At 64.5% G+C, this 24924-nt stretch carries 20 protein-coding genes and 2 tRNA genes; 9 read left to right on the top strand and 13 right to left on the bottom strand.

Annotated elements, in window-relative coordinates:
* Window positions 1-10: 10 nt before the first annotated feature.
* The 7 genes from ACWH43_RS18520 to ACWH43_RS18490 form a co-directional block, all read right to left on the bottom strand.
* Window positions 11-877, bottom strand: a complete 867-nt coding sequence (locus tag ACWH43_RS18520; RefSeq protein WP_158444704.1) for a TylF/MycF/NovP-related O-methyltransferase — start codon at window positions 875-877, stop codon at window positions 11-13.
* The gene (locus tag ACWH43_RS18515) at window positions 874-2277 is read right to left on the bottom strand and encodes a Wzt carbohydrate-binding domain-containing protein (RefSeq protein WP_158444702.1); all 1404 of its coding nucleotides are present in this window, start codon (window positions 2275-2277) and stop codon (window positions 874-876) included. Before ACWH43_RS18515 ends, ACWH43_RS18520 begins: the two co-directional genes overlap by 4 nt.
* Entirely contained in the window at window positions 2274-3077 is an 804-nt protein-coding gene (locus ACWH43_RS18510) for an ABC transporter permease (RefSeq protein ID WP_260348066.1), read from the bottom strand. Before ACWH43_RS18510 ends, ACWH43_RS18515 begins: the two co-directional genes overlap by 4 nt.
* On the bottom strand, window positions 3074-5020 hold the full coding sequence (asnB, locus tag ACWH43_RS18505; protein ID WP_448153581.1) for an asparagine synthase (glutamine-hydrolyzing): 1947 nt from the start codon (window positions 5018-5020) through the stop codon (window positions 3074-3076). The genes ACWH43_RS18510 and asnB overlap by 4 nt, the downstream gene beginning before the upstream one ends.
* 12 nt (window positions 5021-5032) lie before the next feature.
* Complete coding sequence (locus tag ACWH43_RS18500; RefSeq protein ID WP_158444697.1) at window positions 5033-6085, bottom strand: SDR family oxidoreductase; 1053 nt, start codon at window positions 6083-6085, stop codon at window positions 5033-5035.
* Between the two features lie 73 nt (window positions 6086-6158).
* Window positions 6159-7421 (bottom strand): nucleotide sugar dehydrogenase, encoded by a 1263-nt coding sequence (locus tag ACWH43_RS18495; protein ID WP_311734784.1) that lies wholly within the window; start codon window positions 7419-7421, stop codon window positions 6159-6161.
* Between the two features lie 123 nt (window positions 7422-7544).
* Window positions 7545-8144, bottom strand: coding sequence for an IS5 family transposase (locus tag ACWH43_RS18490; protein ID WP_260348160.1), 600 nt, complete (start codon window positions 8142-8144; stop codon window positions 7545-7547).
* Between the two features lie 462 nt (window positions 8145-8606).
* Here ACWH43_RS18490 and ACWH43_RS18485 point away from each other — a divergent pair, with 462 nt between their 5' ends.
* Window positions 8607-9809 carry a BaiN/RdsA family NAD(P)/FAD-dependent oxidoreductase gene (locus ACWH43_RS18485; RefSeq protein ID WP_158446149.1) on the top strand — a complete coding sequence of 401 codons (1203 nt, stop codon included), beginning with the start codon at window positions 8607-8609 and terminating at the stop codon, window positions 9807-9809.
* A gap of 164 nt (window positions 9810-9973) precedes the next feature.
* On the opposite strand, the gene ACWH43_RS18480 is transcribed toward ACWH43_RS18485, so the two are convergent.
* A tRNA-Gly gene (locus ACWH43_RS18480) sits at window positions 9974-10048 on the bottom strand.
* 380 nt (window positions 10049-10428) lie between these two features.
* Here ACWH43_RS18480 and ACWH43_RS18475 point away from each other — a divergent pair.
* The 5 genes from ACWH43_RS18475 to ACWH43_RS18455 all read left to right on the top strand — a co-directional run bounded on the left by ACWH43_RS18475 (window position 10429) and on the right by ACWH43_RS18455 (window position 15993).
* A complete protein-coding gene (locus ACWH43_RS18475; protein ID WP_375797000.1) occupies window positions 10429-11832 on the top strand; it encodes a GNAT family N-acetyltransferase in 1404 nt (467 codons plus the stop codon).
* A 76-nt stretch (window positions 11833-11908) separates the two neighbouring features.
* A complete protein-coding gene (locus tag ACWH43_RS18470; RefSeq protein WP_260348068.1) occupies window positions 11909-12592 on the top strand; it encodes an FAD-dependent oxidoreductase in 684 nt (227 codons plus the stop codon).
* Window positions 12593-13067: 475 nt separating this feature from the next.
* A complete protein-coding gene (locus tag ACWH43_RS18465; protein ID WP_260348069.1) occupies window positions 13068-14585 on the top strand; it encodes a porin in 1518 nt (505 codons plus the stop codon).
* Window positions 14586-14710: 125 nt separating this feature from the next.
* Complete coding sequence (locus ACWH43_RS18460) at window positions 14711-15019, top strand: helix-turn-helix transcriptional regulator (protein WP_260348070.1); 309 nt, start codon at window positions 14711-14713, stop codon at window positions 15017-15019.
* A 293-nt stretch (window positions 15020-15312) separates the two neighbouring features.
* On the top strand, window positions 15313-15993 hold the full coding sequence (locus ACWH43_RS18455) for a Crp/Fnr family transcriptional regulator (protein ID WP_260348071.1): 681 nt from the start codon (window positions 15313-15315) through the stop codon (window positions 15991-15993).
* A gap of 216 nt (window positions 15994-16209) precedes the next feature.
* Here the strand turns inward: ACWH43_RS18455 and ACWH43_RS18450 are convergent, their stop codons facing one another.
* The gene (locus tag ACWH43_RS18450) at window positions 16210-17340 is read right to left on the bottom strand and encodes a helix-turn-helix transcriptional regulator (protein WP_448153579.1); all 1131 of its coding nucleotides are present in this window, start codon (window positions 17338-17340) and stop codon (window positions 16210-16212) included.
* Between the two features lie 28 nt (window positions 17341-17368).
* Between ACWH43_RS18450 and ACWH43_RS18445 the strand changes: the two genes are divergently transcribed.
* A complete protein-coding gene (locus ACWH43_RS18445) occupies window positions 17369-18391 on the top strand; it encodes an outer membrane protein (protein WP_158446140.1) in 1023 nt (340 codons plus the stop codon).
* A gap of 101 nt (window positions 18392-18492) precedes the next feature.
* Window positions 18493-19224 (top strand): GDSL-type esterase/lipase family protein, encoded by a 732-nt coding sequence (locus ACWH43_RS18440; protein WP_158471886.1) that lies wholly within the window; start codon window positions 18493-18495, stop codon window positions 19222-19224.
* Window positions 19225-19451: 227 nt separating this feature from the next.
* Here ACWH43_RS18440 and ACWH43_RS18435 read toward each other — a convergent pair.
* The 3 genes from ACWH43_RS18435 to ACWH43_RS18425 form a co-directional block, all read right to left on the bottom strand.
* Window positions 19452-19526, bottom strand: a tRNA-Thr gene (locus tag ACWH43_RS18435).
* Window positions 19527-19633: 107 nt separating this feature from the next.
* Window positions 19634-20353 (bottom strand): ligase-associated DNA damage response endonuclease PdeM, encoded by a 720-nt coding sequence (pdeM, locus tag ACWH43_RS18430; RefSeq protein ID WP_375797001.1) that lies wholly within the window; start codon window positions 20351-20353, stop codon window positions 19634-19636.
* On the bottom strand, window positions 20350-22827 hold the full coding sequence (locus ACWH43_RS18425; protein WP_158446122.1) for a ligase-associated DNA damage response DEXH box helicase: 2478 nt from the start codon (window positions 22825-22827) through the stop codon (window positions 20350-20352). The genes pdeM and ACWH43_RS18425 overlap by 4 nt, the downstream gene beginning before the upstream one ends.
* A 170-nt stretch (window positions 22828-22997) precedes the next feature.
* Between ACWH43_RS18425 and ACWH43_RS18420 the strand changes: the two genes are divergently transcribed.
* On the top strand, window positions 22998-23822 hold the full coding sequence (locus ACWH43_RS18420; protein ID WP_158446121.1) for a glutamate racemase: 825 nt from the start codon (window positions 22998-23000) through the stop codon (window positions 23820-23822).
* 115 nt (window positions 23823-23937) lie between these two features.
* On the opposite strand, the gene ACWH43_RS18415 is transcribed toward ACWH43_RS18420, so the two are convergent.
* Window positions 23938-24876 carry a class I SAM-dependent DNA methyltransferase gene (locus ACWH43_RS18415; RefSeq protein ID WP_158446120.1) on the bottom strand — a complete coding sequence of 313 codons (939 nt, stop codon included), beginning with the start codon at window positions 24874-24876 and terminating at the stop codon, window positions 23938-23940.
* Window positions 24877-24924: the final 48 nt, after the last annotated feature.

Here is a 24924-nt window from a genome sequence, read left to right as displayed (position 1 = left end):
TGGAATGGTTTCACTGCTTAACGATTATCGCTTGGCCAGTCGGCAGCATGGCGATCTGCTCGGGCTTCGCGGCAAAAAATTCGTCGGCCGCTTGTTTGGCGCCTGGACAGGAGCTGAAGCCATAGTCGTCGAGCAGAAAGATGCCCCCTGGAACCAGGTTCGGGTAAAAGAAGTTCAATGAGGAGAGCGTCGCCTCGTAGAGGTCGACGTCGATGTGGACGAAGCGCATTTGCCGGTCGGCGATCTCGCCGAAACGATCCGGAATCCAGCCCTTATAGGTCCGGTAGTTTGACAGGCCTTCGAGTGTGGCGTGAAGCGCGCTCTCCGGCGTGGTCAGTGATCCGCGCTGCCAATACGAACCGTCGACAGGAAGAGGGTCGGCTAGGCCTTCGAAACTGTCGAACAGATGCACCAGAGAGGGAGTACTCTCCGCAGCCTTGCACATGAGGTACGCGGACGCGCCCTTATAGGCTCCGCATTCGGCCATGTCGCCATCGAGATGTTCGACCAGCCGCAGGAGTTCGCGCAATGTGTACTTGCGATCGAACGAATGCCAGTTACCTGGGTCCATGATGTGTTCGTAATAGGAAATAAATTCGCGATCTTCGAGAAACAGTCGACCGTATTCGCTGAACTTGTACTTTGGATAGATGGCCGTCGATAGGGTTTCCGCGGCGATGTAGCGATCCCATTCGGCGGTTTCGGTCGACAGGCCGTGCTTGAGAGCCTTGAGCAGAGTGTGAGCGTTGTTGGGAGCTAGGCCTTCGATCTCGAGCGCCAGGTCGCAAATCTCACTGTTCGGCGCGGAACGGGAGCGTTCGTTCCGCCGGTTGCCGCCCATCATGCTCAGGCGCTCGACAACGGTTTTCAGTTTCATGTTAACGCCTCTGCCGCGGGCTTCCCTTGATCCATAGTGGACGCCGCGACCACTGCGAGTGTACTGTCAAGGTTGACGATCGAGGTGGTGAAGATGCCGGTTGTGCCAACGACGCGGAACTGCAAGGCGTCTTCGATGAAGTCGATCTTAGTTCCGTCCGCCAAGCGCGCGGCGCCTAATGTCACAAAGTAGTCTCCTGCCGCGAGCCACATAGTGCCATCGCATGTAACGGTTAGCACGTCCCCGCTGTGGGCGGAGTAGGCCTGCTGCGTGGCCGTGAGGTTTGTCTTCCCCCAGACGACAGTGCCCTTCCGATCCTTGATGGCGAAGCCGAAGGAGAGGTCCTGGATATCCTCCCGGCAGGCGAGACGCATCTTTAGCCGGAAACGTGCTCCGCTCGCCACGATTGGCATGTCACGATCCTGCCCATCGACAAGCCCCCAATCGAGAAGCTCGGCTTCGCCCGACCCGTAGCGCGCGCCGGTCGCCTGGGAGGAAGACGGTGAAGGCGCTTGCGTTTGTGCCGCCTGCGGTGTCAGCGCGGCTATAGGCGTATTCTCGGTGACCAGTGTCGCCTCCGATGGACTACCCGCGGGAGGCGGTGCGGCGTCGGGGATGGAGACGGATTCCAAGGTTGTGTTCTCAGGCTGCTTCGCGGCCGGGGATTGGCCGAAGAGCAGGTTATGATAAAGGACGGTCATGGGCTTGGCATCGCCTTCGGCGAATACCGCGCCGTTCTCTAGGATCATCGCCCTGTCGCAGAATGTCGTGATGGTGTTGGTGTCGTGAGAAACAAGCAGGACCGTCGCGCCCTTTTTCTTGAGCTGCTGAATCCAGCCGAAACACTTCATCTGGAAGCGTGCGTCGCCTACCGAAAGGGCTTCGTCGACGATCAGGATATCCGGATCGACGCTGATCGCCGTGGAGAATGTGAGGCGGGCCTGCATGCCAGTCGAGTAGGTCTTGAACGGCTGGTCTATGACGTCGCGCAGTTCGCTGAAATCGATGATCGAGTCGATCTTACGGTCGATTTCGATACGCGTCATGCCCAGGCATAGTCCGCCCATGAAGATATTCTCGCGGCCGGTGTAATCGGGATGGAAGCCCGTGCCGAGCTCGAGAATTGCGGTGATGCGGCCGTTGATGTCCAGGTCGCCGGAAGTGCGCTCCAGCGTGCCGGCGATGATCTTCAGCAATGTCGACTTGCCGGCGCCGTTGCGTCCGAGGATTCCTACGATTTCACCACGCTTGATCTCGAGATCGATCGAGCGCAGCGCCACCTGCTCGGTATGACGCGGCACGCCACGTACGATCTCGAGAAGCGGATCGATCGGGCTGGCGTAGTGCCTATAGGCCTTACGCAGTTTACGGGCTCGGATTGCCGGTTCCGGCGCGTTCATAATGCGTCACCAAGGAAGGGTCTGAGCCGGGAAAACGTGGCCCAGCCGATGGCAAAAGTCAGAAGGGCGCTGATCGGATAGATGATCCAGGCTGCGGGATGCTGGAAGCTGCCATGGTAGAGGGCATCCTGCCAGCACCAGACCTGATAGCTGAACGGATTCAACATAAACACCCGGTGCATGATAGGGGGAAGCGCTTCGGGATTGTAGAGGATCGGCTGCGCGAACAGGTTGACCGAGCAGAATACCGTGACCACGTCCCGCAGGTCCCGGAAAAAGATTCCGAGCACGGACAACAGGAGTGCTATGCCCGTCATGGCCAGGAGTTGGACGACGATTAGGAAAGGAGCGGTCAACACCATGAGTGTCAGCGTTCCGGACCATGCGGCGTAGGCAATGGTGAAGACGAGGGCGACGGAATAGGGCAGCGCAGTGGCAATCGCGGATTTGACCGGCAGTACTTCGACCGGGAAGACGATCTGCTTCACAAGACTGGTATGCGAGGCCAGGATTGTCGACGAGCGCGCGAGAATGTCCTGAAAAGCGAGCCAGGATAGCACGCCGGCCAGGACATTGACGGCAAAATCGCGCTGATCCCCTCCGGTGGAGGCGAAACGCGTCGGGAACACATAGGCGAACAGGAAAGTGTAGATCAGCATGAGCAGCAGCGGGTGCCCATAGGCCCAGAGCACGCCTAGGGTCTGGCCAACATGCCGATCTTTCAGTTCCCGTTTGACGAGTTCCGCGATGAGGTATCGGTTGCGTGCGAATGAATCGAATGGCGCGGGAAGGGCGATCACAAAACCACCTCTGGATTGGCGTCGAGCCAAGACTGCGCCATCAAGACATTCCACAGAGGATAGGCCCAGTCGGCTCCGCTCAAATGAGCCTGCCACCGTTCGCGGATCGGTTCAGGGTGAAACAGGCCTTGCTGTTTGAGGCGCGCCTCGGACAGCAGATTCTCAGTCCAGTCCCGTAGCGGTCCACGCAGCCAAGCCGCGAGCGGCACACCAAAACCCATCTTCGGTCGATCCAGCAACTCGCGTGGCACGCGGCGATAAAGCACTTGCCGGAGCGCCCATTTGCTGACGCCGTCTCGCACTTTCATGTGCTGGGGAAGCCTCCAGGCAAATTCGACCACACGGTGGTCGAGCAGGGGAACGCGGGCTTCCAAGGCCACGGCCATGCTGGCACGATCAACTTTCGTCAGGATATCGTCAGGCAGATAAGTCAATGTGTCGAACAGCATCATCCGATCGAGAAAATCCGGCACGGTGCGTTGCAAGTGCTTATCCCAAAGGGTGCCCTTCATCTCGTCGCCGCCAATAACGACCGTTTCGGGGGCGTGCCAATGGCTGAGCATTTGCCGATAGAGCCCATCGGGATCCTGGCTGAGCAGGGCGGTCGCGTACCGTTTCGCCTTCGATCCGAAGCGATCCTGGCGAAGGCGGCTCGGCAGGATCTGCCCTAGCTTATCGAGTATGGCCGCAGGCATTGCGAGGAGCCCATGCGCTGCGATCGTGCGCAAAGGCGAAGGCGCAAGCTGCTGCTTGCGCCACAGGTCGAGAGCCAGCGGATAGCGACTATATCCAGCAAATAATTCGTCGCCGCCGTCGCCGGACAGCACGACCTTCACATGTTGGCGGGTCAACTCGCAGACGAGGGCCGTCGGAAGCTGAGAAGAATTTGCGAAGGGTTCATCGTACCAATGCGGCAACTTCTCGACCATGCCGAGCGCGTGCTCGGCCTTGGCATAAAGTTCGGTATGCTGCGTGCCGAGATAGCGGGCGATCTCCCGAGCGTAGGGGGCTTCATCATACCCCTTCTCGGAGAAACCTATCGAGAAGGTATTGATCTTTCCGCCCGTGGTCTCCGTCATCAGCGCGGTCACGAGCGACGAGTCGATCCCGCCTGACAACAGAGCGCCAATCGGCACGTCGGCGACCAACCGCCGGCGCACTGCGTCAAGCAGGAGTTTATCGAGGCGGTCGAGAGCATCTCCATCAGCAATATTCGACGGACTAGCTACCGCTTTTTCGGCGATCGTGCGCAAATTCCAGAATGGCTCGACCGTGACGCTGCCATCGCGGCGCGCTCGAAGCAGAGTGCCTGGCTCGAGTTTTTGCACGCCCTTATAAATCGTCAGCGGTGCGGGGATGTAGTTATGGCGCATGAATGACGCCATGGCAGACCGGTCGACCACGGGTGTCCAGCTTGGCACCGCCCGGAGCGGCTTCAATTCCGAACCGAACAGGAGCAGGCCGTTCGCAGCGCTCCAGTAAAGCGGTTTGATGCCGAGACGATCGCGAGCAAGAACGAGCTCTCCCGTCTCCTTGTCGAACAGAGCGAACGCGAACATGCCGATAAGGCGCGGCAAAACCCGTTCGACGCCCCACTCTGCGAAGGCCTCCAGCATGATCTCGGTGTCGGAGTGCCCTCGGAGCGTGCGGCCGGTTCCTGCGAGATCGGCGGCGATCTCGTCATGCGAGTAAATTTCGCCGTTGTAGATGATGACGAACCGGCCGCAGGATGACATCATTGGTTGAGCACCGGCAGGCGAGAGGTCACGGATCGACAGCCGTCGGTGGCCGAAGCCGACGCCGCGGACCTCGTCATACCAAACGCCCCGCGCATCCGGTCCGCGATGAGCGAGGGTGTCGATCATGCGATCAAGAGACTCGGGTGACGGTAGGGGGGGGCCTGCCGTTCGTCCGATCCTTACAAACCCGGCAATTCCGCACATGCCGATCGCTCCTTAGATATGCTCGCGGCGCTGTTCGGCAGCCGAATACCATTCGGCTATTGCGAGGAGCCCCTGTCGCAACGTGTGACTTGGCTCGTAGCCCAGCAATCGCCGGGCCTTGCCGATATCGGCGAGCGAATGCAGAACGTCGCCTTTCCGGGGGGGCTTATATTGCGGCACGACGTCGGTGACGTGCGAATGCAGTGGACTCAACGCTTCTCGAATATACGCGACGAGCTGATTGAGGCTTGTGCGCTCTCCGACAGCCACATTGTAAATTTGATTGGCCGCGCCCGCCTTGTCGACCGTAGCTGCGAGCAAATTAGCTTGCACTGCATTTTCGACATAACAGAAGTCACGACTATTCTCGCCATCGCCGAAAATCTCGATGGGGAGGCCCTGGATTGCCGCGGAAATCCATCGGGGAATGACCGCAGCATAAGGGCCGTTCGGATCTTGCCGGCGACCGAAGACATTGAAATAGCGTAGGCCGACCGTTTCGATGCCGTAGAGCTTTCCGAAAACGTCGGCATAGAGCTCATTGACGTATTTCGTGACGGCATAGGGTGACAGCGGTCGTCCGATTACGGCTTCGACTTTTGGCAGGGCTTCATGATCGCCATAGGTCGAGCTTGACGCGGCGTAGACGAAGCGGCGCACGCCGGCATTATGGGCCGCGACTAGCATTGTGAGAAAACCGTCAATATTGACGGAATTGGACGTGAGCGGATCGTTGATCGAGCGAGGCACACTGCCGAGCGCAGCCTGATGCAGAACGAAGTCAACCCCTTGTACGGCGCGCTCGCAGGTCGGCTTGTCGCGGATATCACCCTCGATCATCGTGAAACGAGCGAACTGATCGGGGGAAACCTTCTCGGCAACCTCTTCCAGATTGTGCCGATGGCCCGTGGCGAAATTATCCAGACCCACCACGGTCTGATCCAATCGAAGGAGAGTTTCGAGCAGATTGGAGCCGATAAACCCGGCTACTCCCGTTACCAGCCATGTCCTAGGGTGAGCGCCGAGGCGCTCCTTGACGGCAGCATATCTCGGCACCGGCACCATCGGATTCCATCTTTCCTTCGTCAAAGGCGCGAGAGATTATCGGCGCCGAATCGACGCTCGATAATCCTTCAAATTAAAGCCGCAAAAGCTCGACGCCCTCAGGGCGTTCGGTGCGATCGAGTACGGACTTGATGTCTACGACGAGGCTGCGTTTGCCATCTTGAGGTAAGAGGCTCTTGATGATGTCCCAGCCGGATTTGACGTATTCGTCATGAGCAACGGCCAGAACGACAATCTCTGACTGGCGCAAGTCTTCAAGCGATTTCAAGGGAAGATCGTATTCATGCTTGACTTCTTTCGGGTCAGCGTGGGGGTCGTGGACATTGACTTCCCACCCGAAAGCCTCCAGTTCCCGAACGATGCTTACCACGCGCGTATTGCGCGTATCGGGCACATTCTCCTTGAAAGTTAACCCCAGAACCGCGGCTTTGCGAGGCCCGACCCGACCTGCGCCGAGTTTTGTCAACGCGCTACGTGCGATCCATTCACCCATCTGATCGTTGATGCGACGACCAGCAAGAATCACATGCGGATGATAGCCAACCATCTCCGCTCTGTGTGTCAGATAGTAAGGATCGACGCCGATGCAGTGGCCGCCAACAAGTCCTGGCGTAAAGCGCAGAAAGTTCCATTTCGTGCCGGCAGCAGCCAAAACGTCCGCGGTATCGATGCCAAGTTTTGAAAAGATGACGGAGAGCTCGTTCATCAACGCTATGTTGAGATCGCGTTGGGTGTTTTCTATGACCTTGGCAGCTTCCGCGACCATGATTGACGGAGCCTTATGGACGTTCGCCTTGATCACACTGCCGTAAACGTCGGCAACAATGTCGAGCGTCTCTTGGTTCTGCCCCGATACGATCTTTGCGATCGTTTCGAAGCGGTGCTCGCGGTCTCCCGGATTGATACGCTCAGGTGAATAGCCCACGAAAAAGTCGACGCCGGCCTTGAGGCCCGAAAAACGTTCCAAAACGGGAACGCACTCTTCCTCAGTTGCGCCCGGATAGACCGTTGATTCGTAAACGACGATACCGCCCGTTCGCAGCGCCTTGCCGACGGTTTCCGAGGCGCTGGTCAGCGCCTTGAGGCATGGCCTCTTGGCATTGTCGATTGGCGTCGGCACAGTCACGATGAAGAAATCCGCGGCTTTGAGATCAGCAGAATCCGTAGTGTAAGTTAGTGACGGAAAACGCAATTCGTGCGGCTCGACCTCGCGGGTGCGGTCAATGCCGGCGCGCAACTCTTCGATACGACCTTGATCGATGTCGAAGCCGATAACTCTGGCACCTGACCGGCCAAATGCGACCGCGACAGGAAGGCCAACATAACCGAGGCCCACGACGGCTATTATTCTATTCAAGATGCGACACTCCTGCAGCGCTACAAAACATAGCTGCAGCGGCTCGAGAGATGATTTTGACCCGCCTATATCACGCGTGCAGGCCACGATCTACCGCTCTCATTAGGCGGTGTGGACGGATTTGACCAAGACGAATGCTGCTGCGAGGGCGACGATGGCTGTGAAGTTTCGCTTAGCCTTCTCGCATCGTAGGGCGACCCGCTTGAAGCGCTTGAGCTTGCCGACGGTCTGCTCGATGCGGGCACGCCCGCGATAAAGGGCTTTCGCGAAGAAGCCGGGCTTGTCCTTCTCGTTCACCTTGTGCGGAATGACCGGGATGATGCCGCGTGACCGTGCCGCCTGCCGATTTGCCTTGCTGGCATAACCCTTGTCACCGACAGTGGCACCCGGGTCGATGTCGGGGCCGTGTCCGAGCAGGATCGGGAAATGCGGCGCGTCGCTCTTCTCGCCTCCGGTCAGATCGAAGGCGATGGGATGGCCGTCGAAGTCGGTCTTCAGATGGATTTTGGCGGAGAAACCGCCACGGGAGCGGCCGGGCGCCTGACCTTGCTGCCCCCTTTGGCGCCTGCCGCCGAGACATGGGCGCGCACGATGGTCGAGTCGAACATCTGCACGAGGTGTGCCGAGGACGACAGCGAGGCGAGGTGATCGAAGAAGGTCTCGAACACGGCCGCCTTGCTCAACCGGTCGAAGCGCTTCCAGACGCTGTTCTACTTGCCGAACCGCTCCGGCAGCGTCCGCCAGGTGATGTTATGAACCGAGAAATAGTGCAGCGCTTCGAGGAACAGCCGGTCGTTTCGGCCTTGTCGCCCCGGCGCGGCAACAAGGCGCGGAACACCTCCAGCGCCACCGACCAATCCGCATCCGCCATCTTCGGGACATCGCCGACCTCCAAAGCAGTCGGCTCTCCATGAAGCAGACAATACCCGTCAGAGGAATCCTCAAAACGCGACATGCGCCAATCCGTCCACACCGCCTAGATCAAAAGATATGGCCCGGCCGCCTATTTCCTGCAGATGGCTCTCGCAGGGTGCTCGGCCTGGTTCCGTCTGTTGATGGGCGGGGGCGGATCATCTACCCGGGTCCCAAGCCGTAGCGCCAACTCGTCCGGAGCGCTGCGCAAACCGTCAGGGCTGGATCCGGGGCTGGCAGCAATCGATGGCGATCGAGCGTTTCGATACGGTCATTCTGGGCGCGGGTGCCGCAGGAATGATGTGCGCGATCCAGGCCGGAGCGCGGGGCGGGCGTGTCCTCGTCGTCGACCATGCCAGGGCACCCGGCGAGAAGATCCGGATCTCCGGCGGCGGGCGCTGCAATTTTACCAATACCGGGACGAGCGCGCGCAATTTCCTGTCCGGCAACCCGCATTTCGCGAAATCCGCGCTCGGCCGGTATACGCCGCGGGATTTCATCGCATTGGTCGAAAAGCACGGCATTCCCTATCACGAAAAGACGCTTGGCCAGCTCTTCTGCGATGACACCGCCAAGGACATCATCGCGATGCTGCTGGACGAGATGGCGCGCGCCGCATGCGAATTGCGCCTCCGGACCACGCTGGCGGGCGTGGCGCGCAGCGATGACGGCTTTGCGATCACGCTCGCGGGAGCGGAGGCCGCCGAGATCCGCTGTCGGCATTTCGTCGTCGCATCGGGAGGGAAATCCATCCCGAAGATGGGAGCGACCGGCCTCGGCTATCAGATCGCCGGCCAGTTCGGCCTGGCCGTCACGGAAACGCGCCCCGCCCTCGTGCCGCTGACATTCGGGGAAGACGCGCTCGCCGGATTTCGCGAACTCGCCGGCCTTGCCGTGGGTGTGCGGGCGACCTGCGGCAAGATCGCGTTCGAGGAGGCCTTGCTGTTCACGCATCGCGGCCTTTCAGGTCCCGCCATCCTGCAGATATCGTCCTATTGGCGCGAGAAGCAGCCGGTCCGGATCGCGTTCCTGCCGAGGCAGGACGTCTTTGCCGCCTTGCGCGCCGCCAGGCAGGAGAGCGGCCGCCGAAGCATCGCGAATACGCTTGGCGATCTCCTGCCGAAGCGGCTCGCCGCCTATCTCGCGGAAACGCAGGGCTGGAGCGGCAGCATCGGCGCCGCGAGCGACAAGAGGCTGGCCGCGATCGCCGCTGCGATCCAGGACTGGGAGGTCATGCCCATCGGCTCGGAAGGATACCGGACCGCCGAAGTGACGCTCGGCGGCGTCGACACGGCCGGCCTGAACTCGAAGACGATGGAGGCGAGGGCGGTCGCAGGCCTGTATTTCATCGGCGAAGTGGTCGACGTCACGGGCTGGCTCGGCGGCTACAATTTCCAATGGGCATGGTCGTCGGGCTGGGCCGCAGGGACAGCCATCGCCGAAACTACCGGCTGAGGCGATGGCCGCTACGCGCGGGGCGCCAGCCGCAAGGCGGCGCAGGTGCGAGTCGCGCTGCGAACAGCACAGCCGCTGAACAGGGCTGGGAACCGCGACAGGGAATGCAGGGAACGCGAATTTGGCGGAAGTCCGCCACAGAATTCTGAGAATTCAAGGAGATTTGGAGCGGGCGATCGGGATCGAACCGACGACATTCAGCTTGGGAAGCTGACGTTCTACCACTGAACTACGCCCGCATGCCGGATCCGCGGTCGGGCCTCGACGGCGCATCGCAGCGGGGCGTTCTTAGCGTCTCCCGCGCCCGGTGTCATCCGGCATTTTGCTCCTGGCCGCGCGCCTTGCTCTGCGCGAGGGGAGGGAGAGGCCTGCGGCGGAAGGGCTCCCGCCCCGTGGCGCGCGGGCCGGCGCGCCGGACGCGGCGAACAGGGCCGCGCCGTGTCCCTCGTCCCGAAAGGCCGGGCCGCGGTCGGGGTGCCGGGAAAAATTGCTCCGGCGCCGCATCGGGAGAGACGATCTGGGTCGATATCGCTGTGCATTTGACGGCCTTTTCCGGGTGCCTCCGCTAGGTTGGCGCAATCTTCAGGCTTCCGAAGAAAAAGGCTTCGTTTCTAAGGGTTTGTTCCACATTGCCCGTTGGCGGGCACTCGTTGCGGCGACGGCGCTGATCTGTTTCGGCCCGCGCGGAGAGGCGGCCGCCGAGACGCTGACCATCGCGCAGGGCAACGATATCCTCTCGCTCGACCCGGCCAACCACGGCAACAACAGCACCGAGTCGGCGCTGGTGAACATCTACGACGATCTGGTCAACAAGGACTTCAGCCGGGGGCAACTGCGCTTCACGCCGCGCCTCGCCCTGTCCTCGAAGACCGAGGACAACATCCACTGGACCTTCAAGCTCCGCGACGACGTCTACTGGCACAATGGCGACAGCTTCACCGCGCAGGACGTCAAGTTTACCATCGAACGCTCGCAGCAGGACAAGAAGCCGGTCAATTCGTCCAAGTTCCGCCGCATCAACTCGCTGGAGGCTCCCGACGACATCACGCTGACCGTCGCGGCCGGCGGGCCGGACATCCTGCTGCCGCACGCCTTCGTCGGCAACGGCGCCGGCATCCTGCCCAAGGCCGCCTTCGAGAAGGCCGGCGGCAAGGAGGCTTTCTTCAAGCAGCCGGTCGTCACGGGCCCTATGTCTTCCAGCAGTGGAAGACGCGGGTCGGGGAGGGGGATGAAACCATCCGCCTTTCCTGACGACCGCGAAAATATCCTGCCTGAGACGATTGTCAGTATAGATAAATATACTTATTTTTTGACAAGTATTGATCGCATGTCGCGCCTGGATACGAAATGTCACGGGCGAGCTCGCTCGCGCCAAGACAATCGTTGGAATCGTGCCATGCCTGATCTGATCACGCGATCGTCCCCTCTCGATCCGAAGGCGGAGGCTCTGCTCGAAGGTCTGATCGCCGAATATGACGGCCGCTACGGGGTCAACAGCCGCCCGGGCGGTGCCCGTTCCGAGATCCTGCGCTATCCGGCGGAAGCCTTCGCGCCGCCGCTCGGGGATTTCCTGCTGCTGCGGCGGGGCGACGAGACCATCGCCGGCGGCGCCTTCATGAGTCATGATGACGAGACCGCCGAGCTCAAGCGCATCTGGACGCGCGACGATCTGCGGCGCCAGGGGCTGGCCCGGCGCATCGTGCTCGCGCTCGAGGAGGCGGCGGCCGCGCTCGGCTACACCCGCACCTATCTCACCACCGGCTTCCGGCAGCCGGAGGCGACGGCGCTCTATCTCTCCCTCGGCTACCGGCCGCTGTTCGATGTGAGCGTCGATCCCTCCCTCTACCGTTCGCTGCCCTTCGAGAAGCATATCGGCGCCAGGGCGGGCACGGTCGGGACCACCCCGGTCTATCCGCCCGCCGCCTCGCTCGAGGAGGCGACCGCCCGCGTCGCCGTCGTCAAGGCGGCGCAGGAGGCCAGGATCGCCGCCCGCTTGGCGGCCCACCGGGCTGCCGCGGCGTAGCCGGCGGCAACGGCCCGTCCGGCCGGGTCCGGGCCATCGCGGCAGATGACGGCTTCGGCCGGTTCGAGAGCACATCATGACATCGCAACGAAACAGTTTCGCGGCCCTGGAGACGCGGATCGGCGCGATCATCCCGCATGACGACCATGTCGAGCTGCGTACCGATGGCGAGACGATCCGTGCCGGTCGCGTCGTGGTCAGCGCCGGAGCCTGGGCCGCCACGCTGCTCGGGCACGAATTCGCCAGCCTGCTGCGCCCGACGCGCGAGATCCTGCACTGGTACGGGCTCGCGCCCGGGGCGCCGGGCGCATGGGCGGATGCGCCGGCTTTCATCTGGGCCACCGGCGCGCGGCAGGGCTTTTACGGCTTCCCGGCCTTCGACGGGGAGGTGAAGGCGGCGCATGGCGAGAAATCCGTCTTCGTCAACCCGGACACTTTCGACCGTTCGAGCGACGAGGCCGAATCGCGCACATTCTACGGCCGGGCGATCCAAGGGCGGCTCAACGGCCTGCGCGGCGAAGTCTCGCGGCACCGGACCTGCCTCTACACGGTTTCGCCCGATGGCGGCTTCGTCATCGACGCGTGGCCGCAGAGCGAGCGCGTGCTCGTCGTGTCGCCCTGCTCCGGACATGGCTTCAAGCATTCGGCCGCCATCGGCGAGGCGGTGAGCCAGCACGTGTTGGACGGCGCCAGCCGGATCGACCTGTCGCCCTTCCGGCTCGGGCGCTTCCGGGCGTCGGCCGGCAGCCACGCCGGCTGACGGGCGCGGCCGGACCGGCCGCGACGATCGCCCGCTCCCCGTCTCGCCTCTGATGCAGCGCAAGCGGCACGGTCGCTCCGTCGCGGCCCGAGCCGGCATCGTCTGCCGCGAACGGCGTCTTCATGGATGGCTCGCGGGCGTCGCCGAAGGCTGCCGAGCGATACGTCAATACCGCCTCGCAAGCGCATTGCAGAGCTGACCTGGCAGGGAGCGAATGCTCCCTGCTTTTCTACGTCGAAGGAGTACGTAAGGTTATTTCTATCAAATAGTGAAGTAAATCACATTGACATAGTGAAAATTATCACGTGTGCCGAGTTTACAACATAATCAAGATAGATATAGAAAAGTGAATATTTTCACCGTTCGATATTGCCAATGAAAATATGTTCATTGCGGGCTGACCAAAGGGATTCGGCCGAGACAAATACCAATTCAATTGGAGGTATTGATGAAGAGCTTCGTTTCAGCATTGGGCATGGCTACGGCAGCCTTCGCCGTTGCCACCAGTGCCGGTGCGGCCGATCTTCCCTCGCGGAAGTCTGCTCCGGTCGAATACGTCAGGGTCTGCACCGCCTATGGCGCCGGCTTCTTCTACATCCCGGGCACTGACTCCTGCCTGCGCATCTCGGGCCGCGTCCGCGCCGAATACGCCGTCGGCCAGCGCTATGGCGATGCCCAGGACGCCTATGGCACCCGTGCGCGCGGCCGCCTCAACGTTGATGCCCGCACGGCCACGGCCTATGGCACGCTGCGCACCTTCATCCGCTACGAGCTGACCAACAATACCGGCGTCTATGCCTCCAACTCCGCCGGTTCCTCGTTCAGCTCCGGCCAGTTCAACACCGGCTCGGGCGTTCCGGGCGTCTATCGCGGCTCGGCCGGCACCGGCTCGCTGCTCGATCTGGCCTATGTCCAGTTCGGCCCGATCACCGCTGGTCGCGCCCAGTCGTTCTTCGACTTCTACGCCTCGGACCTGAACTTCGCGTCGATCCGCACGGCTGACTCGCGCGTCAACCTGCTCGCCTACACCGCAACCTTCGGCTCGGGCTTCTCGGCAACGGTCTCGGCCGAAGACCGCACCTCCGGCACGGTCAGCCGCGAGCTCGGCGGCGCCCCGAACCTTCCGCTCGGCACGAATGCGATCGGCATCGCGCGGGCGAATGCGGCGCGTGCGGCCGCCGGCCTCGGCCCGCTGGGCACGGCTGCCAACGGCCTGGGTGCGGTGACCGAGGGTCAGGATTTCCCCGATCTCGTCGCCTCGCTGCGCGTCGACCAGGGCTGGGGCTCGGCCCAGTTCTCCGGCGCCATCGGCTCGCGTCGCTATTCGATCGGCGCGGCGGGCGGCGGTTCCAACGTCACGGTCGGCGCCACGACCTACACGTCGACCGCTCCGGTGTCGGGTCCTGTCCGCGGCAATCCGCGCGGCGATGAGCTCGTCTGGGCCGTGCAGGGCGGCGTCAAGATCAACCTGCCGATGCTCGCCGCCGGCGACGCCCTGTGGCTGCAGGCTGCCTATGCCGACGGCGCCCTCGGCTATCTCGGCTGGTCCAGCAACTCCTTCGGCCTGGGTCGGCTGGGGCGCCTCGGATTGTCCGACGCCTCCGTCGACGTCGTGACCGGCAACGTCAAGAACTCGACCGGCTACTCGCTCGTCGCGGCGTTCCGTCACTTCTGGACCCCGACCCTGCGCACCGAGATCGGCGCGTCCTATTCGGCGCTGAACCTCAAGTACCTGGACTCGAACGCGCTCAACTTCGCCGCCGCGAACAATCTCGTCGCCCGCTCGCTGGATCCGAAGGAATTCCTGCTCGCGGCCAACCTGATCTGGTCGCCGGTTTCCGGCCTCGATATCGGTGTCGAAGTGCTCTACTCGCACCTCGACGTCCGTTCGCCGGTGGGCTCCGTGAACAATTGGGCGACCCGCAGCAACGTCTTCGGCATCAAGTCCGAGGACTCGATCTCCGGCCGCCTGCGCGTGCAGCGCGACTTCTGATGCAAACCCGGTCCCCGGCCTCGGCCGGGGACCCCTTCGCTTCGCGGCCAGATCCGGCGGGGCGGTTGGGAAGCCGTTTTCGGCTCTCACCCAAGAGTAAAAACTGTCTCGTTGAGGGTTTGACGATGAACAGTGAGCAATGTCGCGTCGCGCGCGCGATGATGGGCTGGACGATCAAGCAACTGAGCAGGAAAGTCCGGGTCGCTCAGCGGACGATCAGCGAATTCGAGACGGAGGGGCGCGTCCGCCCGGAAATCAGGTCGCGGATCAGGTCGCTGTTCGTCGTCAGCGGGATCGAATTCATCGAAGACGATGACGGTATAGGTTTGAAGCGCCGCTTCAATCTCGATGAATATCTCGGCCGGGAAGAGGACAGGGCTTCCTACCTCCCGATCGCGGAGCTGGCATCGCCCATGGCCGATACCGCCGGCTGACGCCGCCCGCATACCCCATTTGGGGCATTCGCCGCGGGTCGATTGGCTGGATAACCGGCTCCGAAGGCGGAAGACCGCCGAGAGGGGATGCTGCGAAGCGCCGCGGGCGCGCGGATTGGCCGAATGCGACGCTGCGGGGGTTGCTGGCGGAGGCTGCAACCGAACCGACGGCGTCTGGATCAGGGGAAGGGGCATTGACGAAATGACATCGAGACGAAACCGGAAGCGGCGCCGACCCTCCTTAACGCATCCGCGGATTCGACCGCATTGGTTGCGGCGTTCCGGGTGAAGCCATGCTGACTGCAACTCACATGGCGATCGAGGTTCCATTACCCGCCCCGTTTCTGAGCGGCAGCTTTCCCAGGAGGCAGTTTGCCAAGGGGGCCTTCATCAAGCAGCCGGACGACAGGAGCGGAAATATCTACCTGATCGAAGCGGGCAAGGTGGTGCCATTCTTCCTGGGGCCTCAGGGGCAGGACGTGCCGTTCAAGGAGCTGGAAGCGGGGGATTTCGTCGGAGACCTGTCGGCTTTCGGCAGCGAGGAGCCGGCGACCTATTTCCAGGCGATCGAGGACACGGTGGTGCTCGTTCTGAATCGCGGGCAGTTCCTGGAGGCGCTGCGGACCGTGCCGGAATTCGCCGAGCTGGTGACGAAGACGCTGTATAGCCGCCTGCGCATCATGAAGCAGCTCTACATCGAAAGCCGCCTGCTGCCGATGAAGGCCCGCCTCTATGCCGAGCTCATCCGTCACGCGGTCCGCGATGCGCGAGGCCGGCTGCGGATCGTTCCGGCGCCGACGCATGCCGAACTGGCGCGCCGGATCGCGTCACAGCGCGAAACGGTGACCAAGCAGATGAGCCATCTCGTGAAGATGGGAGTGATCGACAACTCCGCCGGATATATCGAGGTTGCTGACGAGGCGTACCTTCGATCGGAGATCGGTAAAGAACTAGGTTTCCTGGATTTCAAGTAAGACAAGGACTGTCGATGTGAGTTTATTCACAGAAATCGTCGACAAAAATGATAGTGTCTTTCTTGGTTGAAGCCAAGCTGGTTCTCAACCTCCAAAAGAGACCCGACTTGAGGAGGCGGATCCCAATGTCCGCCTCCTCTTTTCGTCGCGGTGAGGGCCAGCCGCAGTCAAGGGAGCCGGCGCCCGAGGTCGATGCAGGAGGCCGCTGGCCTGGGCTCATCCTGCCGGCGGCGCGCCTGTCGAACCCGATGACGCCGCGGGTCGCTTGGCCAGAGGCGCGAGGCTGCGGATGAAATCCGCTTGCGACTGACATGCCGTCTTCGCCAGGACCTTCTTGAGCTGGGAGCGGACGGTCTCCCGCGAAACCCGGTGCGCGACCGCGATTTCGTTGACGGAGAGACCGTCGAGGATGCGGTTGGCCACGGCGGCCTCGGCGCGCGTCAGATCATAGAGCTCGCAGAGCAGCGAGGCCTCGATCATCAGCTCCCGGTCCGAGGTCGTGACCACCAGCATCGCCTGCGCCCGCGAGAAGATGTCGCGCGCCTGCCGCCTGATCGGCAGGACATGGATGATGCAGGCGGCGCCCTGGTCCTTGCCCGGCACCGGGATCGAGCGGGTGTCGCCGAGACGATCCTGCGCGAGGTTCGCCAGGGCTTGCCGAAGCAGCGCGTCGGCCCGCTTGTCGTCGAGCGCGATCTTGTCGCGGGCGCGGATGATGATCGGACCTTGCAGGGCCGCGAAGCGCGGATTCATCGCCATGACGTTGCCCGTGCCGTCGATCAGCGCCGCCGGGGAGCCGGCCTGCTCGAAGGAATCCAGGCTGACCTGGGCGCGCTGCATGTGGAGCTTGGCAGCGAGAACTGCCGCGCGTGCCAGATGTGGCCGGATTCCGTCGAGGAGCGCGATCTCCCTTCCGCCGATCGGGCCGCGGTCGTAGCGGCGCTCGAGCGAGAGGATGATGTGGTCGCCGGTCGCCGAGCGCACATGCGTTGCGGCTGCCCAGCCGAAGCCGTTCGGAACGAGGAAGTCGCGATAGACCGGCATCTCGGCCATTTCGGCATCGCTGAAGACGTCGTGGTCGCCGACGAAGCCTGTGCCGCAATGGGCCAGCAGCCCTTGCATCCGGGTGTTTCGCTGCATCCACCCATCGTCGATGAAGCGTTGGACGAGCGGGCGAATCGAGTCGCTGCTCATCCAGTTCGTCCCGTGCGGCGAATGGCTGAATAGCAGGCCGCCTTCGCAACCCGCCAGTTGCGAAAGCCGCGCGATGGCGGCGGGCCACATCTCCGGGATTGCCGCCGCCTCGTAGAGCATGGCCGCCGCATCGCCGAATTCGCTTGCGTCCATCATCAATGTTCGTCCCCCGATATTCGAGATGCTGCACGACGATGATCCCGTCAATCGTCACCCTGATGGGGGATGCCTCCCGCAGGGGCGCGGTGGCAAATGGACGAACGCTCCACGCGCCGAAAGCAAGTATGCCTCTACGGAAAGGCGAACCATGTCTTCCAATAACCTGCTCGCCGGCGCCGTCGCCCTGAGCTTCGTCGTCGGCTCCTCCGCGCTCGCTGCCGATCTGCCCTCGCGCAAATACGACCTCGTCGCGCCGCTCGCCCCCGCCTTCACCTGGACCGGCTTCGATGTCGGGGCGAATGCCGGCGTCGCCTGGACCCATGGCACAACGCGCCTGGCGCCGTTCGATCCGAGATGGTTCGACATCATCGACCAGTTCGGCGGCTGGCGTAAGAGCGGCAGCGATATCGGCTTCAGCGGCGGCGGCCAGCTCGGCTACGATTACCAGTTCGGGAGCATCGTTCTCGGCGCCGAAACCGATTTCAACCATGTCGACGCCAAATCCCGGTTGAACGGCCAGGGAGGCTTTTCCCTTGCCGACCTCGGCACTGTGGAGAACGCCTTCTCCGCCCGGTCGCGGGTCGCGTGGTTCGGCACGCTGCGCGCGCGCATCGGCCTCGCGCCTATGGAGCGCCTCATGGTCTACGGAACCGGCGGCCTCGCTTATGGCCTGGTCAAGAGCACGGCGGTCGAGACTATCGGCCTTTACGACCTTGCCGGGACGAACGTCTTCAGCCTCCCTTCGACCGGCTCCAAGAGCGGAACGCGCCTAGGCTGGACGTTGGGCAGCGGCGCCGAATACGCTTTGACCGACCATGTCTCGGTGAAGGCCGAATATCTCTACGTCGATCTCGGAGGCAGCGCTTCAATACCGCTTCCTCCCTGGGCGCCACCGAGGTCCGCGTCGATCGCAGCACGAAGTTCAGCGTGGCCCGGGCGGGCGTCAATTACCGCTTCTGACCGAGTGGGGGTGTGCGACTCGCCCAGGATGGGCGTGCCTCCGCTCCGGCATGGAATCCCGGCAAATTCGCCCGTCGCCGCCTGACAGGCGCCGCGCCTTCATCCCGCCTCGAACAACCGATGCGCCATCGGGTTGCCGTCTGCGCGCGGCCCCGCTTCCGCATCCCCGCCATTGCGAGCAGCCTGATGAGCATCGTCTCTCACTCGCGTGCAAGAGCGCGCGCGTCGTTCAAGATGATCGCCTTGGCGATGGTCGCGGCCGCTTCCGTCGGCGGCGTCGCTCATTATCGAAGCGCCAAGTCGGCTTCCGCGAAGGAGGTCGCCGCGAAGGCTCGCCCCGCAATGGCGGCGGAGCTGGCGCGGGCGCAGGAGGGCTTCGTGCTGATCGCCGGGGATTCGCACGCCGCGGCCCTGCATCTTCCCTGCGACAGCGTGAATGTCGCGGTAGGCGGGCTCAAGGCGCATGAGGTCCGGGCCCATCTGGCGCAGTTGCCGATGCCGGTTGAGCCCTCCGCCGTCCTTCTCGTCGTCGGCACCAACGACGTCCTCCGCAAGCAGAGCCCGCTGGAGCGGGTCGACGATTGGGTCTCCGCGGTCCGGCAGGTCGTGGGGCGCTTCCGCAAGGTCGTGGTGACGGCGATCCCTCCCGTTGGCGAGGAACTGGCCGCCATATTCGATCCCGACGCCATTCTCGTCTATTCCCATCGCCTTGACCATCTCTGCTCCGGGGGAGGCTGCGTCTATGCCGATCCCTGGAACGCGCTCAGGAGCCGGCTTTTCGGACAGGCGAGGCCGGGCGCCCTGGTCGACGGGCTGCATGTCGCGGATCACACGGCCGCCGTGCAAGAGCTCGCCGACGTTCTGTGCCGGGATCAGGCGCAGCGCGCCGACGGCGTCGAGACGGTGAAGGTCGACTGAGCCCGTTCCGCTCCCGGAGGCCGGCTTGATCGGAAAGATCGAGGAGGGCGCGCCGAAAAACGGACGCCGGCAAATCCGCGTCAGGTCATCATCGTCATGGAGGAGCGTGCCGCATAGCCGCGGATTTCGCACAGACCGGCGCACCATGTTCCGTAGGTGTTCGACAGAGGCTGCCGAGCGCAGCCTTGCGCGGTCAATCTTGAACCCTTGATCTGATTGAAAGCGGCTGGTGCTGCCAGCGAGGATTGAACTCGCGACCTCTCCCTTACCAAGGGAGTGCTCTACCACTGAGCTACGGCAGCAGGATCGTCAGCCAAATCGCGGGCGTTTGCCGGGGCATGTGCGGCGCGACTTCGTTGCGAAGCGGCGCCCTGATGCCACAAGCGCGCGGCCGACGCAACCCGCTCTCTCAATCGGGCAGCAATAACCGTGGATCGATCCGGAAGAGCCTGCCGTCGCCGATCAGATGCGCGCTCAGCTCCCGGCCGAACAGGGGCCGGAAGGCCGCATCGCGCAGATTGAGGCCGCCGGCATAGGCACCCATCGCCGGCATCACGCAGCGCCGCGCCGACAGGGCGAAGCAGCGCCGCCGGATCGCCCGCCCGCGCATCCTGACCTTGGCTGCCGGATGCAGATGCCCGGCGATCTCGCAGCCGGCCTCCGCCGGGTCCGGCTCGTGGCGCAGCGTCACCCCGGCGAGGCTGAGGCTGACGGCGCTTTCGCCGCCCATGGCCCGGCTGATCGCCGGGTCGTGGTTGCCGGTGATCCAGAGCCAGTCGCGGCCCTGCTGGAGCAGGCGCAGCGTGGCGCGCGCCTCCGGCAGGAGCCGGGTTTCCGCCGAACGGTCATGGAAGGAATCGCCGAGCGCGATCACGCGCGCCGGCCGGTGGCGGCGGATCGCTGCGCCGAGCGCGGCGAGCGTCGCGGTCGAATCATAGGGCGGCAGCATCACGCCGCGCGCCGCATAGGCAGAGCCCTTCTCCAGATGCAGGTCGGCGACGACGAGGGTGCGCTCATCAGGCAGCCAGAGCGCGCCGGAAAGATCGGGCGCGAGCGCGAGCCGGCCCAGCATGAAGGCCTCGCGCGTCTCCGCGGGCCTCCTGGCCGGTATCGTGGCCGCCGCCGTCACGCCATCGCCTCTTCCGTCAGCATCGCTTCCGCTTCCGCCAGAATCTCGTCCGCCGCCTCGCCATAGACCGCCTCGCGCCCGATCTCGAGCATCACCGAGACGCCCAGAGGCGAAACATGGTCCAGCGGCTGATGCACGATTCGGCCGCTGATCCGTGTCAGCATCTCACCCAGCCGGCGAATGTCGAGCAGTCCCGTCGCCGCATCGGCCCGCGCGGCCTTGAGCAGGATGTGGTCGGGCTCGTGCCGGCGCAGCACGTCGTAGACGAGGTCGGTCGAGATCGTCACCTGCCGGCCGCTCTTCTCCTGGCCGGGGAAGCGCCGCTCGATCAAGCCGCCGATGATGGCGCAGGAGCGGAAGGTGCGCTTCATCAGAGCCGATTCCGCCAGCCAGTCCTCGAGATCGTCGCCGAGCATGTCCTGCGCGAATAGCTCGTCGAGATCGAGCGCGCCGCGTGCGATCGCCGCCGTCATGTCGCCAAGCGTCCAGCAGGCCATGCCGTAATCGTTGCAGACGAAGCCGAGCGGGCGCATCCGGGTCCGCTCCAGCCGCCGCGTCAGCAGCATGCCGAGCGTCTGGTGGGCGAGGCGGCCCTCGAAGGGATAGGCGACGAGATAGAAGCGCCCGCCGCGTGGGAAGGTCTCGACCAGCAGCTCGCCCGGCTTGGGCAGGCGCGATTTGCGCTGCTGAGCATGCAGCCAGGCCGAAACCTCCTCGGGCAGCGTATGCCAGAGGCCGGGCGAAGCGAGCATGGCGCGCACGCGGGCGGCGAGGAAGGTCGAGAGCGGGAACTTGCCGCCATCATAGGAGGGCACCTTGGGGTCGGTGCCGGTGGTGGTGCGCGAGCAGACCGCCTCGTTCTCGATGATGCCCTCGAAGCGCAGCACCTCGCCGGCGAAGACGAAGGTGTCGCCCGGCACCATGGTCTCGGCGAAATACTCCTCGATCTCGCCGAGCACGCGCCCGCCGCGCGTGATCATGCCGGGCTTGCCCGCACGCGCCCGGCCGAGCCGGACCTTCAACATCGCCGCCTCGACGATGGTGCCGACATTCATGCGGTATTGCTGGATGACGCGGGCATTGCTGGCCCGCCAGAGGCCGTTCTTGTCCTGCCTGAGCTTGGCGAAGCGCTCATAGCTCTTTAGCGCATAGCCGCCGGTCGCGACGAAATTGACGACGGCGTCGAAATCCTCGCGGGCGAGGTCGGCGTAAGGGGGGGCGGTGCGGACCTCCTCATAGAGCGCATCGGCCTGGAACCCGTCCGAGCAGGCGACGCCGAGCACATGCTGGGCGAGCACGTCGAGCGCGCCGATGCGCGGCGGCGGGGTATCCTGCGCCGCCTCGTGCACGGCTTCGAGCGCGGCGCGGCATTCCAGCAATTCGAAGCGGTTGGAGGGCACCAGCAAAGCCTCCGAGGGCTCGTCCATCCGGTGGTTGGAGCGGCCGATGCGCTGGATCAACCGGCTGGCCCCCTTCGGCGCGCCGAGATTGACGACGAGGTCGACATCGCCCCAGTCGATGCCGAGGTCGAGCGTCGCGGTGCAGACCACGGCCTTGAGCCGCCCCGCCGCCATCGCCGCCTCGACCTTGCGGCGCTGCTGGGCGTCGAGCGAGCCGTGATGCAGCGCAATCGGCAAGCTGTCGTCGTTGAGGCTCCACAGCGCCTGGAAGGCGAATTCCGCCTGCATGCGCGTGTTGACGAAGACGAGGGTGAGCTTGTGCGTGCGGATCGCCTCATAGACCTCGGCCATGGCGTGCAGGGTGGTGTGTCCGGCGATCGGCAGGCTGCGTTCGGTGTCGAGGATGCCGATGCGCGGCTTGGCGCCGCCCGCGACCGTGACGAGCCCGGCCGGCGTCTCGCTGCCGCCGAGATAACGCTGGAGATCGGCCGGCTCGCGCACCGTCGCCGAAAGGCCGACGGTGGAAACCTGCGGCGCCAGCGCCTTCAGTCGCGCCAGATCGAGCGCCAGCAGGTCGCCGCGCTTGGAGGTGACGAGCGCGTGCAATTCGTCGAGCACGATGCGGCGCAGGTTTGCGAAGAAGGGCGCGGCGTCGCGATGCGAGACCAGCAGCGCAAGCTGCTCCGGCGTCGTCAGCAGGATATCGGGTGGGCGCTGGATCTGGCGCGTGCGCTTGGCGGCGGAGGTGTCGCCGGTGCGGGTCTCGATGGTGACGGCCAACCCCATCTCGCGCACGGGTGCTTCGAGATTGCGGGCGATGTCGACGGCGAGCGCCTTCAGCGGCGAGATATAGAGCGTGTGCAACCCGTCATGCCGGCCCCCGCGCTCGCTGAGCTCGACCAGCGAGGGCAGGAAGCCGGCGAGCGTCTTGCCGGCGCCGGTCGGTGCGACCAGGAGCGTCGAGCGGCCGGCGCGGGCCTCCTCCAGCAAAGCGAGCTGATGCGGCCGCACGCTCCAGCCGCGCCCGGCGAACCAGGCCTCGAAGGCGGGAGGGAGCGGGGAGGGGGCGGCCATGCCGGCCGAGGATAGGGGGCTCCGCGGGAGAACGAAAGGGGAATGACGGAACCGGCGCGCGGCGGCCGCATGGCCGCTGCCAAGCCGGGGCGGGATCGGCGGTTGTGAAACCGCTTCGCCCGCCGCAGATTTGCGGAGGATTGCGGGCGATGTGGAAGGCGCGGGACCTCATGAACCATTCCGTGAGCGGCGAGCCCTTGCCGAAGCTCGTCCGCCCCGTCGCCGTTTTCGACGCCGGGATCGGCAGCTATGCGGCGGTCGCGGCCATCCGGCGCCTCCTGCCCGAGCAGGACATCCTCTATTTCGCCGATCGCGCCAGCTTTCCCTATGGCGGCAAGGACCGCGCCGAGCTCCTCGCGATCCTGCGGCGCACGCTCGGCTACCTCGACGGCTTCGCCCCGGCGGCCATCCTCGTCGCATCGAACGCGCCTTCGATCACGGTCCTGGACGATCTCGCCGACGTCAGCGCCGCCCCGCTGTTCGGCGTCCGCCCGCCCATCGCGGCGGCGCTCGACCATGCAGGATCGCGGCAGGTGGCCGTGCTCGGCGTGCGCTCGATGGTCGAGAGCCCGGAGCTGCGCGCCTATGCCGAGGCACAGGCGGGGAGCCGGGCGGGGCAGGTCCGTCTCGTCGACGCCTCGCCGCTCGTGGAGCTGGTCGAGAGCGGCGCCTTCCTCTTCGCGCCCGACCGGACGCAGGCCGAGGTCGACGCCTTCCTGGAGGCGCTCGACGCGCGCCATCCGGGCATCGCGGCCTTCACGCTGTCGAGCACGCATCTGCCGTGGCTGCGCGGCTTCATCGAACGGGCGCGGCCCGGGCGGCGGCTGTTCGACCCGCTCGAAGACGCGCTCGCGGCGATCGTCCCGCATGCGGTGCCCGGCGGCGGCGAGACCCTGGCCCTGGTGACGGAGGACGAGCGCTACAGCGCGGCCGATTTCCGCAGGATGCTCGACCGCCTCGGGGTCGCCCTCCCGCTGCACACGGTCCGGCCTTAGCGCCTCGGCCCGGGAGGTGGAACGCGGCTTTCGGGAAAAGACGGTGCAAAATCACGGAGCTGGAGCCTCGGACCGCAGGCGGTGCGCCTTTCCGGGGCCGGGCGGCAAACGGCCTTCACCGCTTTTCCGCCACGATCAGCAGGCCGGGCACCGGCGCCCCGCGATCCTGCCTTATGCTGGCGGGCTCGACCCTTATCGGAACGAGCCCCGCTTCCTCGAGCCGCTGCCGCAGCCAGCCTTCCGCATGCGCGAACCGCCGATCCTCGCCGACGATCACGCCCTCGCCCTGATGGCTCTGCGCCGTGAAGGCGAAGAGCCCGTTCGGGGCCAGCACCCGCGCGCTCTGGGCGAAGCAGGGCGCGAGCGCGCCGAGATAGATGAAAACATCGGCCGCGATCACCAGCTCGGCCGATCGGTCGGGGCGGCTCGCCAGGAAGGCCGTCAACCCGGCGACGGCGAGCTTGTCGTAGAGCGGCGCGCCGTCGGCCTGCTTCTTGGCCTGCGCCCGCGCGATCATGCGCGGCGAGAGATCGCAGCCGGCGAGGAAGCCGCTCTGCGCGCGGATCGCCTCGCCCATCAGCCCGGTGCCGCAGCCGAGATCGTAGACCGTGCCGAACCGGAAGGCCCGCCCGGCGTTGTCGCAGCAGCGCTTCAGCGCATCCTTGAGCATGGCGGGGGCAGTGTAGTGCAGGGCCTGGGTGAGGTGGCTGTCGAAACGCTCGGCATAATCGTCGAACAGCGCGCCGGAGAAGGTCTCCGACGTCGCCTGCTCGGCGGGGATGGCGCCGATGCGGGCGAGGTCGAGCCTCGCCCCGAAATGGTCGTTGGGATCGAGATCGAGGCATTGCCGCCAGGCGGTCGCGGCGTCCTCCCTGTGGCCGAGAGCCTCCTGCGCGAGCCCGTAGAGATGCCAGGCCGGCGCGAAGTGATAGGCTTCGGCCAGCACCCGGTCGAGGATCTCGGCCGCGGCCAGGGCGTCGCCCGCCTCGAGCGCGGCCCTCGCCAGCAGGTAGCGACGGTCGAGCACCGGATCGCCGGAGCTGGCGAAATGCATGGTCTGGCCCTTGTCGATGATGCAGGCGGCTCCAGAGCCAAAACGGCA

Source organism: Allobosea minatitlanensis (assembly GCF_964020775.1).
Note: the sequence above shows the minus strand (reverse complement) of the source record. Positions and strands in the feature narration are given on the sequence as shown.

Excerpts from the sequence above, each read along its gene's own strand:
- ACWH43_RS18520 (WP_158444704.1), bottom strand. The coding sequence starts at position 877 with ATGAAACTGAAAACCGTTGTCGAGCGCCTGAGCATGATGGGCGGCAAC.
- ACWH43_RS18515 (WP_158444702.1), bottom strand. The coding sequence starts at position 2,277 with ATGAACGCGCCGGAACCGGCAATCCGAGCCCGTAAACTGCGTAAGGCC.
- asnB (WP_448153581.1), bottom strand. The coding sequence starts at position 5,020 with ATGTGCGGAATTGCCGGGTTTGTAAGGATCGGACGAACGGCAGGCCCC.
- ACWH43_RS18500 (WP_158444697.1), bottom strand. The coding sequence starts at position 6,085 with ATGGTGCCGGTGCCGAGATATGCTGCCGTCAAGGAGCGCCTCGGCGCT.
- ACWH43_RS18470 (WP_260348068.1), top strand. The coding sequence starts at position 11,909 with ATGACATCGCAACGAAACAGTTTCGCGGCCCTGGAGACGCGGATCGGC.
- ACWH43_RS18465 (WP_260348069.1), top strand. The coding sequence starts at position 13,068 with ATGGCTACGGCAGCCTTCGCCGTTGCCACCAGTGCCGGTGCGGCCGAT.
- ACWH43_RS18460 (WP_260348070.1), top strand. The coding sequence starts at position 14,711 with ATGAACAGTGAGCAATGTCGCGTCGCGCGCGCGATGATGGGCTGGACG.
- ACWH43_RS18455 (WP_260348071.1), top strand. The coding sequence starts at position 15,313 with ATGCTGACTGCAACTCACATGGCGATCGAGGTTCCATTACCCGCCCCG.
- ACWH43_RS18450 (WP_448153579.1), bottom strand. The coding sequence starts at position 17,340 with ATGGACGCAAGCGAATTCGGCGATGCGGCGGCCATGCTCTACGAGGCG.
- ACWH43_RS18445 (WP_158446140.1), top strand. The coding sequence starts at position 17,369 with ATGCTGCACGACGATGATCCCGTCAATCGTCACCCTGATGGGGGATGC.
- ACWH43_RS18440 (WP_158471886.1), top strand. The coding sequence starts at position 18,493 with ATGAGCATCGTCTCTCACTCGCGTGCAAGAGCGCGCGCGTCGTTCAAG.
- ACWH43_RS18425 (WP_158446122.1), bottom strand. The coding sequence starts at position 22,827 with ATGGCCGCCCCCTCCCCGCTCCCTCCCGCCTTCGAGGCCTGGTTCGCC.
- ACWH43_RS18420 (WP_158446121.1), top strand. The coding sequence starts at position 22,998 with ATGAACCATTCCGTGAGCGGCGAGCCCTTGCCGAAGCTCGTCCGCCCC.
- ACWH43_RS18415 (WP_158446120.1), bottom strand. The coding sequence starts at position 24,876 with ATGCATTTCGCCAGCTCCGGCGATCCGGTGCTCGACCGTCGCTACCTG.